Here is a 14,362-nt window from a genome sequence, read left to right on the forward strand (position 1 = left end):
CAAGCCTCGCTTGATGCCGCGCATGCCCAAGTCACTGCTCGATCAACTGCCCGACATCGTCGCCCAAGGCCGCAAGGAGGCCGAGAAGATCCTGGAAAGCCTGGAAGGCCGTCACCGCGTCGGCCTGCAGACCCGCGAACTGGTGCTGCCCGCCCGCGACAGCAGCGCCCAGGACTGGGTCACCCAGCAGCGTCGCCAGGCGCAGGCCCGCGAGGTCGGCGCCGCGCTGCCCGACACCGCGCCCTGGACCAACCGCCTGATCTATGGCGACAACCTGCTGGCCATGGCCGCCCTGCTGGCCGGCGACGAGGACACGCCCTCGCTGCGGGGCCGCGTCGACCTGATCTACATCGACCCGCCGTTCGACTCCAAGGCCGACTACCGCACCAAGGTGACGCTGCCCGGCGTCGAGCTGGAGCAGAAACCCACCGTCATCGAGCAGTTCGCCTACTCCGACACCTGGGCGGACGGCACCGCGTCCTACCTGGCCATGATCACGCCGAGGTTGATCCTGATGCGGGAGCTGCTGGCGGATACGGGGTCGATCTACGTGCATCTGGATTGGCACGTGGGGCATTACGTGAAGTTGGTGATGGACGAGGTTTTTGGAAAGGACCAGTTCATCAACGAAATCATTTGGAAGCGGCAGACGGCCAAGGGCGACGTCACCCAAGGGGCCACACACATGGGGCGCATTCATGACACGCTCTTCCTTTACGGAAAAACCGTCGCGCGACATTGGTCACCGGTCTTCACGCCATACACGCAGGACTACATCGATGACTTCTACCGCCACAAGGATTCCGGCGGTCTTTACCAACTGAGCGATATCACGGCGCCAGGAGGCGCGTCCAAAGGCAATCCGTACTACGAGTTCATGGGCGTGACGCGCTACTGGCGCTTTTCTGAGGCACGCATGCACGCCCTGTATGCAGAGGGTCGAATCGTGCAGACCTCGCCCGGAACAGTGCCACGCCAGAAGCGCTACCTGCATGACATGCCCGGAGTCCCTCTTCAGGACCTGTGGTCGGACATCCTCCCCGTGCAAGCGCAAGCCAAGGAAGCCGTGGACTACGGGACCCAGAAGCCTGAGTCCCTGCTCGATCGCATCGTTCGTGCGTCTTGCCCGGAAAACGGAATGGTCCTGGATTTGAACGGAGGCTCAGGCACCACCGCCGCCGTTGCCGAAAAACTCGGTCGCCGCTGGATCACCACCGACATTGGCAAACCCGCCTGCATGATCATGCGCAAGCGCTTGATCGACCTGGACGCCAAACCCTTCCTGTACCAGGCGGTGGGCGACTACCACGTCGAAGCCGCCAAGGCCACGATGGGGCGGGACTTCCGGATCGGCGACCTGGCGCAGATCGTGTTGTCGCTGTATGGCGCACTGCCCTTGGCGCCGGAAGACAACCCGGCGCGCAACCTTGGCCAGATCGCGGGTTTCTCGGGCAGCGCCGGGCGTGGCAGCAAGACGCTGGTGCTGGCGGATTCGCCGAACAAGATGACTGGCACCGCCACCCTGAAGAAGGCCGTGGCGCTGCGGGATACCCTGCTGGGCGGCTGGGATCGGGTGGTGGTGCTGGGCTGGAATTTCGAGCCTTCGATCGGCGAAACCCTGACGGCGATGAACGACAGCCGTCTGGAGGTGCTGGTGATTCCGCCCGACCTGCTCGATCGGCTGAAGAAGAAGGGTGGCGTCGACAAGTTGCGCGGCCAGGTGCGGTTCTCGTCGCTGCAATACCTGACGCTGGACCCGGTGGATCGCCGCCGCCTGCCGCCCGATGCGGACGGTGCGCCGCAGGAAAAACTCACCGTGTCGCTGAAGAACTATGTGCTGCTGTCGCCCGAGGCGATCAACCTCGATGAGGCCAACCGCGTCAAGCTCCAGGCGGTGATGAACAAGGATCCGCTGGCGCTGATCGAATACTGGGCGGTCGACCCGGACCACGACGGGAAACTCTTCCGCTCGGTCTGGCAGGACTACCGCGGCAACACGGCCAACGATGGCGACGAATGGATGGTGATGTCGGTGGCCGATCTGGTCGTGCCGGCGGTGCCGGGCACGCGTCGGGTCTGCGTCCGGGCGGTCGACGTGTTCGGCTTCGAGTCGGAGGTGGTGGCCACCGTGGCGGAGGCGCGGGCATGAGCGCCGCCGCGAAGTTGACAGGAAAGCTGGCAGCGACGTTGGCAGCGAATCCAGCCGCGCAGGCCGACGATCCGCTGGCGCTGTCCAAGGCCCTCACCGCCTACACGGCACCGCTGTGCAACGGGCTGGCGCATGGCGCGGCCGATCTGTTCGACCTCGTCACGCCGACCACGGCCGAGCTGCTGCACGTCTGGTTCGGCGAGGATATGACGGCCACCCGCCAGGGCCTGAACTTCCACCCCGGACAGAGGCAGGCGATCCTGAACACGATCGTCGCGCACGAGGTTCTGGCGGCGGGATCGTTGCGAGAGCTGTACGAGAAGGTCGCGCCCACGGCCTTGCTGGCGGGCGACCGGCTGGCCGAGGTGTCCGATGCCAGGCATGCCCATCCGAAGTACTGCCTGAAGATGGCCACCGGCACCGGCAAGACCTGGGTGCTGCAGGCGCTGCTGATCTGGCAGCTGCTCAACAAGAACGCCGCGCTCGCAGAGGGCCGGGACGACCCGCGCTTCACGCGCCAGTTCATGGTCGTGGCACCCGGCTTGATCGTCTACGAACGGCTGCTGGATGCCTTCTGCGGCAAGCTGGTCGCCGGCTCCACCTCCGGCGCGCGCGACTTCGCCACATCGGATCTGGTGCGTTACGCCGAGCTGTTCATTCCCGCGGCGCACCGCGCGTCCGTGCTCGCCTTCGTGCGCGGCAACGTCTGCAGCAAGAGCGAGATCGGCCTGAAGGCCACCGGCAACGGGATGATCGCCATCACCAACTGGCACCTGCTGGCCGAGGGCGACGTCGAGGACGAGGTGCCCGACGTCCACGCGCCGGGCGAGCTGCCCGACCCGCAGCGCGTGGTGGACGCGGTGCTGCCGCTCACCCCCGGCCGGGCCGCCGGCAACAGCCTGGACATGCTCGACCGCCGCTACGCCAGAGGCAACGTGCTGGCGTACCTGGCGAGCCTGCCCGAACTGATGGTGTTCAACGACGAGGCGCATCACATCCACGAGGTCCGGCGCGAAGGCGAGACCACCGAGGTGGAATGGCAGAAGAGCCTGCGCCGCATCGCCGAGACCAAGGGCCGCCGCTTCGTGCAGGTGGACTTCTCGGCCACGCCCTACAACGACGTCGGCACGCCGACGCGGCGTCGCAAGGTCTACTTCCCGCACATCGTGACCGACTTCGATCTCCAGAGCGCCATGCGCGCGGGGCTGGTGAAGTCGCTGGTGCTGGACCGCCGCAGCGAGATCGGCGCCCTGCCGTTGGAGTTCAAGGCCGAGCGGGACGAGCACGGCAACCCGATCCTGAGCGCCGGCCAGCGCGTCATGCTGCGCGCCGGCCTGCACAAGCTGCGCAAGCTGGAGACCGACTTCGCGAGGATCGACCCGACGCGTCATCCGAAGATGCTGGTGGTCTGCGAGGACACGGGCGTGTCGCCCCTGGTGGCCGGCTTCCTGCGCGACGAGGGACTGGCCGAGGACGAGGTCATGACGATCGACTCGGGCAAGAAGGCCGAGCTGGGTCCGAGGGACTGGCTGCCGGTGCGCGAGCGCCTGTTCAACGTCGACCGGCATGCCAGGCCGCGGGTGATCGTCAGCGTGCTGATGCTGCGAGAGGGCTTCGACGTCAACAACATCTGCGTGATCGTGCCGCTGCGTTCCTCGCAAGCCCAGATCCTGCTGGAGCAGACCATCGGCCGCGGCCTGCGACTGATGTGGCGCGACCCGGAATATGCCGACCTGAAGCGCGAGAACCGCGAGCGCATCAACGCCGGGCAAGAGCCGGAGAACCTGCTGGACATCCTGTCCATCGTCGAGCACCCGGCCTTCCAGTCCTTCTACGACGAGCTGATGCATGAAGGCCTGGCCGGCATCAGCACCGACGATGCCGATGAGCGCTCGGGCACCGGCGACGTGGTCGCGTCCGAACTGCGGGAAGGCCACGAGGCCTTCGATTTCGCGATCCCCTTCATCCTCCGCGAAGCCGACGAGGTGATCGCCCATGCCCCGCTGGACGTGGCGACGCTGCCCGCGTTCACGACGCTGGGCCTGGACCAGCTCAAGGGCCTGCTGGGCCAGGGCGACCAGTTCGTGTCCCAGGACCTGCAGAGCAGCACGCTGTTCGGCAGCTACCGCATCGACGGCGCGGTGATGCGCGTGGGCGGCTACAACGACTACCTCTCGCGCCTGACCCGGCGCATCAGCCAGGCCCTGAGCCAGCCGCTGCCGAAGACCGGCAAGGTGGCCAACCACCTGGCCCAGCCCTACCTGCAGGTCAACACGGTCGAGCTGACGGGCTGGCTGGACGACTACGTCTGGGACCGGCTGTTCGGCCGCGACTTCAATCCCCTGGCCGACGACAACTGGCGCGTCCTCTTGCTGCAACCCGTCGTCGACCATGTGACCAAGGTGTTCGGCATGGCCCTGCTGGACGCGCAGGAGCGCCGCATCGAGGGCGAGACGGAGGTGCGTCACCGGCGCCTGTCCGAGGTGCCCCGTCTGATGGTGCGCACGAGCTGTTCGGTGGCGGTCAGCAAGTGCATCTACCCGCGCCTGCCCTATCCGTCGCACCACGGCGGTCTGGAAAGGACCTTCATGCACTGGGCACAGGCCGATGCGGGCATCCAGGCCTTCTGCAAGATCAGCGAGACGCGGCACGGCTTCGCCCGGCTGCGCTACGTGAAGGAAGACGGCCTCCCGGCCTTCTATTCGCCGGACTTCCTGGTGCGCACGGACGACGCGATCCACCTGGTCGAGACCAAGGCGCAGGCGCAGACGCTGCATCCGAATGTCCAGCGCAAGCGCCGCGCGGCGCTCGCCTGGTGCGAACGCATCAACCAGCTGCCCGAGGCGGACCGGGACGGACGCCCATGGCACTACGTCCTGCTGGGCGAGGACGTCATGGCGGACTGGCAAGCCAAGGGCGCGACGCTGGCGCAACTGCTCCGGTTCGCGCGCTTGCGTCCGGTGGCGGACGGGGCCGCGCAAGTCCCGCTGCTCTGAGACCTGTCCCGCACCGATCGGGGCTGCGCTACCGTTGCCCCACCCCACCCCGGAGAGCCGCACCCATGGCGAGCAACATCGAGATCAAGGCCCGCCTGTCCTCGCTGGAGGCGATCGAGCCGCAGGTCGCCGCCGTCGCGACGCAAGGGCCGGTCGAGCTGCTGCAGGACGACACCTTCTTCACCTGCGACAACGGCCGGCTCAAGTTGCGGGCCTTCGGGCCGGACGCGCAGGGGCGGGCGGTGCCGGCCGACCTGATCTTCTACCGGCGTGCCGATGCGGCCGGGCCGCGGGCCTGTCACTACCGCCTCAGCGCCTGTCCGGATCCGGACGGCATGCGCGTGCTGCTGGCCGAGGCACACGGCCAGACCGGACGGGTGCGCAAGCGCCGGCTGCTCTACCTCGTCGGCCGCACGCGCATCCACCTGGACCGGGTCGAGGGGCTGGGCGACTTCCTGGAACTGGAAGTCGTGATGCGCGACGGCGAGCCGCCCGAGGCCGGCCTGGCCGAGGCCCGCGCGCTGATGGCGCAGCTGGGCATCGGCGCGGACCAGCTGGTCGCGCAGGCCTATGTCGACCTGCTGGCCGCGCGTGAAGCGGCACAGGACGCCGCCCGCCAGGCCACGCCCGACTGGCTGCTGGACCTGGCCGATTCCGAGCTGGCCTCGGTCACGCCCGACGGTGCCGGCGGCCTGCGGCTGCGGCTGGCCGTCGCGCTGCTGGCGCCGACGCCGTCACGCCGGGCCGAGGGCGCCGAGGCCGAACACGCGCTGGGCGTGACGCTGCATGTCATGGCCGTCACCGGGCTGGACGCAGCGGCGCTGGCCGAGGTGACGGCCGGGCGCATCCGCCAGGCCCGGCTGGTTGACGCCGCCTCGGGCGCGACGCTCGCCCTGCCCTGCCCTGGCCGTGTCGACGGGCCGCTGCGGATCGAGCTGCAGCCGGCTCACGGACCGGCGTTGCGCTGGCAGGCGGGCGGCCTGCGGGTCGAGCTGCCGGACGACGCGCGGCGGCTGGGCGTTCACGCCTGCTGAACCACGCCGCCGGCGGTCCCGGCCCCGGTCCAGTAGCTCGGCGCGCCGTAGGTGTGCTTGAGGTAGTCGATCCACAGCCGCACCCGCAGCGGCAGGTGGCGGGCGTGCGAGAACACCGCGTAGATGCCGTTGGGCGACGCCGCGTAGCCGTCCAGCACGGCCACCAGGCGGCCACTGCGCAGGTCGTCCTCGACCTCCCACTGGCTGCGCCAGGCCAGCCCGAGGCCGTCGCGGCACCAGGCGTGCAGGACCTGGCCGTCGGTGCAGTCCAGCCGGCCCGGCGGACGCAGGTGGTGGACCTCGCCGTCGATCATGAAGGCCCAGCCGCGCGACTGGCTGGCCTCGGAGCTGAGCGTCAGGCATTCGTGGCGCATCAGGTCGGAGGGGTGCTGCGGCAGGCCGGCGCGGGCCAGGTAGGACGGCGCGGCGACGCAGCGGCGGCGATTGTCGGCCAGCCGCACGCTGATCAGGCTGGAGTCGGGCAGGTCGCCGACCCGCACGGCGCAGTCGTAGCTCTCGTGCACCAGGTCGATCACCCGGTCGGCCAGGTTCAGCGAGATGCGCACCTCCGGATGCAGCGCCTGGAAGCGCGGCACCAGCGGCGCGACGTGGCGGCGGCCAAAGCCGCCGGGCGCGGTCAGGCGCAGCTGGCCGGCCGCCTTGACGCCGCCGGCGCTGACGCTCGCCTCGGCGTTGGCGAGGTCGGCCAGCAGCCGGTGGCAGTCCTCCAGGAAGGCGCTGCCCTCGTGCGTCAGCGTGATGCGGCGGGTCGTGCGCAGCATCAGCTTGACGCCCAGGCGGGCCTCCAGCGCATCGATGCGCCGGCCGATCATGGCCGGCGCCACGCCCTCGCCCGCCGCCGCGGCGGTCAGGCTGCCCTTCTGGGCGACAGCCACGAAGGCTTCGAGCTGGGTCAGGCGATCGGACATCGGGGTCTCCCGTGGTGGTCGATTCGTGCATCAGGCGCACGAATCAATGAACTTTGGCGAGCGTAATACTGATCAAAGTATGGAATAAAGTCCCCTCTCACGCTTCCCCCGATCCACCCACCTGCGCTCGCCGCACTGCACCATGGTCCGCGCTGTCCTGTTCGATGCCTACGGCACCCTGTTCGACGTCTACAGCGTCGGGCTGCTGGCCGAGCAGCTGTTCCCGCAGCGCGGCGACGCGCTGGCGCTGCTCTGGCGCGACAAGCAGATCGAGTACACCCGGCTGATCACCATGAGCGCGGCCGACGGCAGCCGCTACCGGCCGTTCTGGGACATCACCCGCGCCGCGCTGCGCTACGCCGGCCAGCGCCTGGGCCTGGCCATGAGCGCCGAGGCCGAGGACCGGCTGATGAACCAGTACCGCCACCTGAGCGCCTTCCCCGAGGTCCGCGAGGTGCTGCAGGCGCTGCACGCCCGCGGCATCCGCACCGGCATCCTGAGCAACGGCGACCCGGCCATGCTGGGCATCGCGGTGCGCAGCGCCGGGCTGGACAGCCTGATCGACCCGCTGCTGAGCGTCGAGCCGGTGCGCGCCTTCAAGACCGATGCCCGCGCCTACGCGCTCGGCCCGCAGGCGCTGGGCCTGCCGGCGCGCGAGATCCTGTTCGTCTCCAGCAACGGCTGGGACGCGATCGGCGCAACCTGGCACGGCTACACGACGCTCTGGGTCAACCGGGCCGGCCTGCCGCTGGACCCGCTCGGCACCGAGCCGACCCGCATCGGCAGCAGCCTGGCCGACGTGCTGGGCTTCTTCCCCGATCCGGCCGGCGCGGCCTGATTCCTGCACCCGACCGCCGGCACCCGACAAGAACCGACCGATCCTCACCCTCCCCCGAAGGACACCGCCATGACCGCACGCACCTCCATCCACGGCCTGAAGGTCGCCACCGAGCTGTTCCGCTTCATCGAGGACGAGGTGCTGCCCGGCACCGGCGTCGCCAGCGCCAGCTTCTGGGCCGGCTTCGACGCCATCGTGCGCGACCTCGCCCCGCGCAATGCCGCGCTGCTGGCCGAGCGTGACCGCATCCAGACCGAGATGGACGGCTGGCACCGCGCCCACCCCGGCCCGATCGCCGACATGGCCACCTACCGCGCCTTCCTGAGCCAGATCGGCTACCTGGTGCCGGTGCCCGAGACGGTACAGACGACCACCGCCCACGTCGACGCCGAACTCGCCACCCAGGCCGGCCCGCAGCTGGTCGTGCCGATCCTGAACGCCCGCTACGCGCTGAACGCCGCCAACGCGCGCTGGGGCTCGCTGTACGACGCGCTCTACGGCACCGACGCCATCCCCGAGACCGGCGGCGCCGAGCGCTCCGGTGGCTACAACCCGGTGCGCGGTGCCCAGGTCATCGCCTATGCCCGCCGCGTGCTCGACCAGGCCGCCCCGCTGGCCAGCGGCAGCCATGCCGACGCCACCGGCTATGTGGTCGCCGGCGGCGCGCTGGTGGTCACGCTCCAGGGCGGCGCCACGACCGGCCTGAAGGACGCCGCCGCCTTTGCCGGCTACACCGGCGAGGCCGCCGCACCGCGCTCGATCCTGCTGGCCCACCACGGCCTGCACCTGGACGTGCAGATCGACCGCAGCACGACCATCGGCGCCAGCGACGCGGCCGGCATCAGCGACGTGATCGTCGAGTCGGCGCTGTCGACCATCCTCGACCTGGAAGACTCGGTCGCCGCCGTCGACGCCGAGGACAAGGTGCTGGCCTACCGCAACTGGCTGGGCATCCAGCTGGGCACGCTGACCGAGGAGGTCAGCAAGGGTGGCAAGACCTTCACCCGCCGCCTCAACGCCGACCGCGTCTACACCGCGCCGTCCGGCAGCGGCGAGGTGCGCCTGCATGGCCGCTCGCTCATGTTCGTGCGCAACGTCGGCCACCTGATGACCAACCCGGCCATCCTGTGGGGCGCCGCGAATGGCGACGGTGACCGCGAGATCCCGGAAGGGATCCTGGACGCCGTCGTCACCACCACCATCGCGCTGCATGACCTGCAGGGTCGTGGCCAGAACGGCCTGCGCAACTCGCGCACCGGCAGCGTCTACATCGTCAAGCCGAAGATGCACGGCCCGGCCGAGGTCGCGTTCGCGGCCGAGCTGTTCGGCCGCGTCGAGCAGCTGCTGGGCCTGCCCGACAGCACCGTCAAGCTGGGCATCATGGACGAGGAGCGCCGCACCAGCGTCAACCTCAAGGCCTGCATCGCCGCCGCCTCGTCGCGCGTGGCCTTCATCAACACCGGCTTCCTGGACCGCACCGGCGACGAGATGCACACCGCCATGCTGGCCGGCCCGATGATGCGCAAGGGCGACATCAAGGGCAGCGCCTGGATCGCCGCCTACGAGCGCCGCAACGTGCTGATCGGCCTGAGCTGCGGCCTGCGCGGCCGGGCCCAGATCGGCAAGGGCATGTGGGCCATGCCCGACCTGATGGCCGCCATGCTCGACCAGAAGATCGGCCACCCCAAGGCCGGCGCCAACACCGCCTGGGTCCCGAGCCCGACCGCGGCGACGCTGCACGCGCTGCACTACCACCAGGTCAGCGTGGCCGCTGTCCAGCAGCAGATCGAGGCCAGCGGCGACGCCACCGATCCGGCCATCACCGAGAAGCTGCTGACCGACCTGCTGACCATCCCCGTGGTCGCCCAGGCCACCTGGAGCGCCGCCGAGCGCCAGCAGGAGATCGACAACAACGTGCAGGGCATCCTCGGCTACGTCGTGCGCTGGGTCGACCAGGGCGTGGGCTGCTCCAAGGTGCCCGACATCAACGACGTCGGCCTGATGGAAGACCGCGCCACGCTGCGCATCAGCAGCCAGCACATCTGCAACTGGCTGCACCACGGCGTCGTGACCGAGGCCCAGGTGCGCGAGACCTTCGCCCGCATGGCCGCCAAGGTCGACCAGCAGAACGCCGGCGACCCGTCCTACAAGAGCCTGGTCGCGAACCCGCAGGGCGCCGCCTACCAGGCCGCGCTGGACCTCGTCTTCAAGGGCAAGGAACAGCCCAGCGGCTACACCGAGCCGCTGCTGCATGCGTGGCGGCTGAAGGTGAAGGCGGGGGCCTGAGCGGGGCGGCTCAGCCCTCGCCACCCCAGCTGAACGCCTCGCCCAGCGCCCGCGCGACCGCCTCGGTCGCGGCGATCGACAGGGTGAGGGTGTGGCGCACGGTCTCGCCACCGCCGGCCGGCTCGGACACGAGGCGGCCGGCCGACGGGTCGTAGCGGACCTGCTCGCGGGTGCTGCGCTCGGTGCTGGCGCGCAGGTCGGCGTCCCAGGGCGCACCCTCGTCGAGCGGGCCGGGGCCGTCCGGGAAACGGCGGTGCAGCCAGGCCAGCACCTGCACCACCTCGGCCTGCAGGGCCGGCAGGTGATCCGGCCGGACGGAGGCCATCGCATCCAGCGTGCAATGGCCTTCGCCGTCGTCGCTGGTCTCGAAGTCGAGCAAGGTCAGGGAAGTCATCGGCTCGATTCTGGCGCTGCCGTCCGGCCTCCATTCATCTGGTCGTACTTCAGGAAGTACTGCTTCGCCAACGCCACCAGTTGCCGGTCACTCGGGTGATCGACCAGCTCGTAGCCGACCACCTGCGGCACCAGCGCCGGGCGGTGCTTCTCGACGTAGTGGCGGAAGTCCGTCAGCGCGGTGTGCGAGCCGGTGACCAGCACCTCGGCGATGCCGGCCAGCGCGTCGCAGACGACGGCGTAGAACTCGTGTTCGGTGCGCACCGCGCTGCCGTGCTGCTTGGTGTGGTGGGTGCGGGCCTTGACCTTCTCGGCCTGGACATGCTCGGCGTCGAACTGCAGCACCTGGGCCTGGTGGTGATCGATCAGCACCACGGCGTGGAACATCGTCATCGAGGGTTCTCCTGCTCTTTCCGCGCGTCCGGGGCCGGGTCGGCGGGTTGCCGGTGGTTGGCGTGCCCCAGGCGTCGAAGCCATGTTCTGCCCGGACGACGCACCCGGCCTTGACCGGGCGCAAGCCGCAGCCCCATCCGTGGAAACCCGCACCGGCCGACCCGACATTCCGAGTCGATAGCATCCCGCCCTTGCCCGTCAGACGTCGCCTTGCGCGCCACCGCCGATGAACCGCTCCCTGTTCCACCATGCCCTGATCCTGGGGCTGCTCTCGGCCATCGGCCCGTTCGCGATCGACATGTACCTGCCGGCGCTGCCGGAGATCGGCCGCGCGCTGCAGGCCGAGCCGCATGCGGTGCAGAACAGCCTGACGGTGTTCTTCCTGGCGATGGGCGTGTGCCAGCTGATCTACGGCCCGATGTCGGACCGCTACGGCCGCAAGCCGCCGCTCTACCTGGGCCTGGCGCTGTTCGTGATCGGCAGCATCGGCTGCGCGCTGGCGACCGACGTGAACCAGCTGATCGGCTTCCGCTTCCTCGAAGGCCTGGGCGCCTGCGCCGGCGCGGTCGTGCCGCGCGCCATCGTGCGCGACCTGCACACCGGCGTCGAGGCGACCCGGCTCAGCTCCCTGCTGATGCTGGTCTTCAGCGTCTCGCCCATCCTCGCGCCGCTGGCCGGCAGCCTGACCATCGCGGCGGTCGGCTGGCGCGGCATCTTCTGGGCCGTCACGCTGTTCGCGCTGGCCGCCATCGTGATGATGGCGATGTGGCTGGAGGAAAGCCGCCCCGCCGCCGCCCGCGCCGGCACGCGCCTGAGCGGCACCCTGCCGGCCTACCTGATGCTGCTGCGCGACCGCCACTTCCTCGGGCTGACCTTCATCGGCGCCTTCGGCATGTCGGGCTTCTTCGCCTACCTGGGCAGTTCGCCCTACGTGCTGATCGAGCACTACGGCCTGAGCCCGACGCAGTACAGCTTCTGCTTCTCGATCAACGCGGCGGCCTTCATCGGCCTTGCGCAGTTCAACGGCCGCCTGGTGGCGCGCCACGGCCTGCCGGCCGTCGTGCGGCTGGGCGTGATCGGCTACTGCAGCATGGCCGTGCTGCTGTGGCTGAGCTTCGCGGCCGGTTTCGGCTCGCTGCCGCTGCTGCTGGTGCTGGTCTTCTTCAGCCTGGGCTGCCTGGGCCTGGTCGTGCCGACCACGGCGGTGCTGGCGCTGGAGAACCACGGCGCGGTCGCCGGCACGGCCTCGGCGCTGCAGGGCACCCTGCAGTTCGTGGTGGGCGCGGCGGTGATGGGCACGGTCTCGGTGTTCGTCGACGGCACCGCCTGGCCGATGGTCTGCGGCATCGCCGGCTGCGCCGTCACCGCCGCCGCGCTGACCTGGGGCACGCTGGGCCGGCGCGATGCCGCGCCCGTCACGCCATGAGCGACGACTGCCAGATCGAGGTCCCGCCCTCCTTCACCGCGCTGCATGTCGATGCGCGATCGCGCCTGCGCATCCCCCTGGCCGAGCTGCGCCAGCGCTACGAGTGGTGCGAGGACATGGCCCAGCAGCTGGTCGAGCGGGCCCAGCAGGTCCACCACGACCTGGGCGTGGCGCAGGACCAGGTCATCGCCCGGATCGGCGCCGGCCTGGCCGATCCGGCCAGCCAGGTCGACGCCGCCGAGGCCGGCTGGGTGCTGCGCCGGCTGGCCGAGCTGCTGGGCTGGGACTGGGACGAGGTTGCGCCGCCGCCGGATGCATCCGATCCGCAGCGGCCTGCGTAAAGGGTGGAGGCGAGGCGGTCACGGGACCGTCCGACCCCCAACCTCACCCGGAACGCAACATGCAACGCAAGCTCACCCTGATCGCCGCCGCCACCGCCACGCTGGTCCTCAGTGCCTGCGGCTCGATAAAGCCGATGGCCGACAAGATGGCGATGAAGCCGTTTGACCAGTCCACCCTGCCGGCCGCCGTGCAGGTCCCCGCCGGCCACCAGGTCGTGCTGGAGACCGTCGGTGCAGGCGACATCACCTACGAATGCAAGGCCAAGGCCGACAAGAGCGGCCACGAGTGGGTCTTCGTCGGCCCGATGGCGGTGCTCAAGGACCGCAGCGGCAAGGCGATCGGCAGCTACTTCGGCCCGCCCGCGACCTGGAAGGCGAACGATGGTTCGGCCGTCACCGGCAAGCAGCTCGCCGTCGCCCCGGCCAGCGCCGGCAGCATCCCGCTGCAGCTGGTCCAGGCCAACCCGGCCACCGGCATGGGCGCGATGCAGGGCATCAGCCACATCCAGCGCGTCGCCACGATGGGCGGCGTCGCACCGGCCAGCACCTGCGACGCGGGCGCGGTCGGCAAGAAGGAAGTCGTCAAGTACCAGGCGGACTACATCTTCTGGGCTGCCAAGAAGATGTGACATGAAGCCCCTCGACCGGCGGGTACGCCGGTCGATCCCCCAGGGGGATCCGGGCCGGCTTGGGGCGGCCCGGCGCTCGGCCCGGGAATGCGTTCGCCCCTCGCCCGGCGGGTACGCCGGTCGATCCCCCAGGGGGATGTCGGGCCGGCTTGGGGCGGCCCGGCGCTCGGCCCGGGAACGCGTTCGCCCCTCCATGGGGCCGCCGGTCCGGCCCCTTGTCCCGTGCGGCCTTCGGCGGGCGTCGATCAGCCCTTCTGCGGCTCGCGCAGGTAGATCTCCACGCGCCGGTTCATCGCCCGACCGGCCGGCGTGGTGTTCGTCGCGACCGGCTCGCGTTCGCCGCGGCCTTCGACCTGGATGCGGCTGGCCGGCACGCCGTGGCGGGCCAGGTAGTCGCGCACCGCTTCGGCACGGTCCAGCGACAGCGGGTTGTTGACCGCGTCGCTGCCGGTGTCGTCGGTGTGGCCGATGACGTGCATCTGCATGTCGGCGTCCAGGCCCTGGGCCAGCTTGTCCAGCACCGGCACCATCACCGGCTTGATCGCGGCGCGGCCGACGTCGAAGCTGAAGTCGGCCGGGATGTTCACCTTGAGCTGGTTGTCGGTCGTGCGGGCCACGTCGATGCCGGTGCCGCGGGTGGCGGCTTCCATCGCCTGGCGCTTGTCTTCCATGCGCTTGGACCAGAGGTTGCCGGCCACCGCGCCGACGGCGCCACCGACCACTGCCCCCGTGCCGGCCTTGCCGCCGGTGCCCTTGGCGATCAGCGCCCCTCCCACGGCACCGATGGCCGCGCCGGCGGCCGTGCCCTTCTGGGTCTCGCTCATGTTGGCGCAGGCGCCCAGCAGCAGGGCGCTGGAAGCCAGCGCGACGACGGTCAGCTGGCGGGTGTTCGAACGGGTCATGCGGGTATCGGTCATCGGGTCTCTCCTGTGTCAGTCGCCGGGCAGA

11 protein-coding genes and 1 pseudogene are annotated in these 14,362 nt (G+C 70.1%); 8 read left to right on the plus strand and 4 right to left on the minus strand.

Annotated elements, in window-relative coordinates:
- The first annotated feature begins 22 nt into the window (after positions 1–22).
- The 3 genes and pseudogenes from Q8X39_RS13900 to Q8X39_RS13910 form a co-directional block, all read left to right on the plus strand.
- The gene (locus Q8X39_RS13900; protein WP_305750276.1) at positions 23–2,149 is read left to right on the plus strand and encodes a site-specific DNA-methyltransferase; all 2,127 of its coding nucleotides are present in this window, start codon (positions 23–25) and stop codon (positions 2,147–2,149) included.
- On the plus strand, positions 2,146–5,145 hold the full coding sequence (locus Q8X39_RS13905) for a DEAD/DEAH box helicase family protein (protein ID WP_305750277.1): 3,000 nt from the start codon (positions 2,146–2,148) through the stop codon (positions 5,143–5,145). Before Q8X39_RS13900 ends, Q8X39_RS13905 begins: the two co-directional genes overlap by 4 nt.
- 65 nt (positions 5,146–5,210) lie before the next feature.
- A pseudogene (locus Q8X39_RS13910) lies at positions 5,211–5,738 on the plus strand (class IV adenylate cyclase); the annotation flags it as partial.
- A 428-nt stretch (positions 5,739–6,166) separates the two neighbouring features.
- Here the strand turns inward: Q8X39_RS13910 and Q8X39_RS13915 are convergent.
- On the minus strand, positions 6,167–7,108 hold the full coding sequence (locus tag Q8X39_RS13915) for a LysR family transcriptional regulator (RefSeq protein ID WP_305750278.1): 942 nt from the start codon (positions 7,106–7,108) through the stop codon (positions 6,167–6,169).
- Between the two features lie 142 nt (positions 7,109–7,250).
- Between Q8X39_RS13915 and Q8X39_RS13920 the strand changes: the two genes are divergently transcribed.
- Both Q8X39_RS13920 and Q8X39_RS13925 read left to right on the plus strand, forming a co-directional pair.
- On the plus strand, positions 7,251–7,946 hold the full coding sequence (locus tag Q8X39_RS13920; RefSeq protein ID WP_305750279.1) for a haloacid dehalogenase type II: 696 nt from the start codon (positions 7,251–7,253) through the stop codon (positions 7,944–7,946).
- A gap of 69 nt (positions 7,947–8,015) precedes the next feature.
- On the plus strand, positions 8,016–10,232 hold the full coding sequence (locus Q8X39_RS13925; RefSeq protein ID WP_305750280.1) for a malate synthase G: 2,217 nt from the start codon (positions 8,016–8,018) through the stop codon (positions 10,230–10,232).
- 10 nt (positions 10,233–10,242) lie between these two features.
- Here the strand turns inward: Q8X39_RS13925 and Q8X39_RS13930 are convergent, their stop codons facing one another.
- Both Q8X39_RS13930 and Q8X39_RS13935 read right to left on the minus strand, forming a co-directional pair.
- Positions 10,243–10,626 (minus strand): hypothetical protein, encoded by a 384-nt coding sequence (locus Q8X39_RS13930; protein ID WP_305750281.1) that lies wholly within the window; start codon positions 10,624–10,626, stop codon positions 10,243–10,245.
- Positions 10,623–11,018 carry a hypothetical protein gene (locus Q8X39_RS13935; RefSeq protein WP_305750282.1) on the minus strand — a complete coding sequence of 132 codons (396 nt, stop codon included), beginning with the start codon at positions 11,016–11,018 and terminating at the stop codon, positions 10,623–10,625. Before Q8X39_RS13935 ends, Q8X39_RS13930 begins: the two co-directional genes overlap by 4 nt.
- A 226-nt stretch (positions 11,019–11,244) precedes the next feature.
- On the opposite strand from Q8X39_RS13935, the gene Q8X39_RS13940 reads away from it, so the two are divergent.
- From Q8X39_RS13940 to Q8X39_RS13950, 3 genes are read left to right on the plus strand one after another with little or no spacing between them, the layout of a single operon-like run.
- Complete coding sequence (locus Q8X39_RS13940) at positions 11,245–12,444, plus strand: Bcr/CflA family multidrug efflux MFS transporter (RefSeq protein ID WP_305750283.1); 1,200 nt, start codon at positions 11,245–11,247, stop codon at positions 12,442–12,444.
- Positions 12,441–12,785 (plus strand): hypothetical protein, encoded by a 345-nt coding sequence (locus Q8X39_RS13945; protein ID WP_305750284.1) that lies wholly within the window; start codon positions 12,441–12,443, stop codon positions 12,783–12,785. Before Q8X39_RS13940 ends, Q8X39_RS13945 begins: the two co-directional genes overlap by 4 nt.
- 59 nt (positions 12,786–12,844) lie before the next feature.
- Positions 12,845–13,414, plus strand: coding sequence for a DUF3455 domain-containing protein (locus Q8X39_RS13950; protein WP_305750285.1), 570 nt, complete (start codon positions 12,845–12,847; stop codon positions 13,412–13,414).
- Between the two features lie 245 nt (positions 13,415–13,659).
- Here Q8X39_RS13950 and Q8X39_RS13955 read toward each other — a convergent pair whose 3' ends face one another.
- Positions 13,660–14,316 (minus strand): YiaD family glycine zipper/OmpA-like lipoprotein, encoded by a 657-nt coding sequence (locus Q8X39_RS13955; protein ID WP_473964720.1) that lies wholly within the window; start codon positions 14,314–14,316, stop codon positions 13,660–13,662.
- Positions 14,317–14,362: the final 46 nt, after the last annotated feature.

It is taken from the genome of Leptothrix discophora, from assembly GCF_030705305.1.
In the GTDB taxonomy this organism is placed as follows: domain Bacteria; phylum Pseudomonadota; class Gammaproteobacteria; order Burkholderiales; family Burkholderiaceae_C; genus Sphaerotilus; species Sphaerotilus discophorus.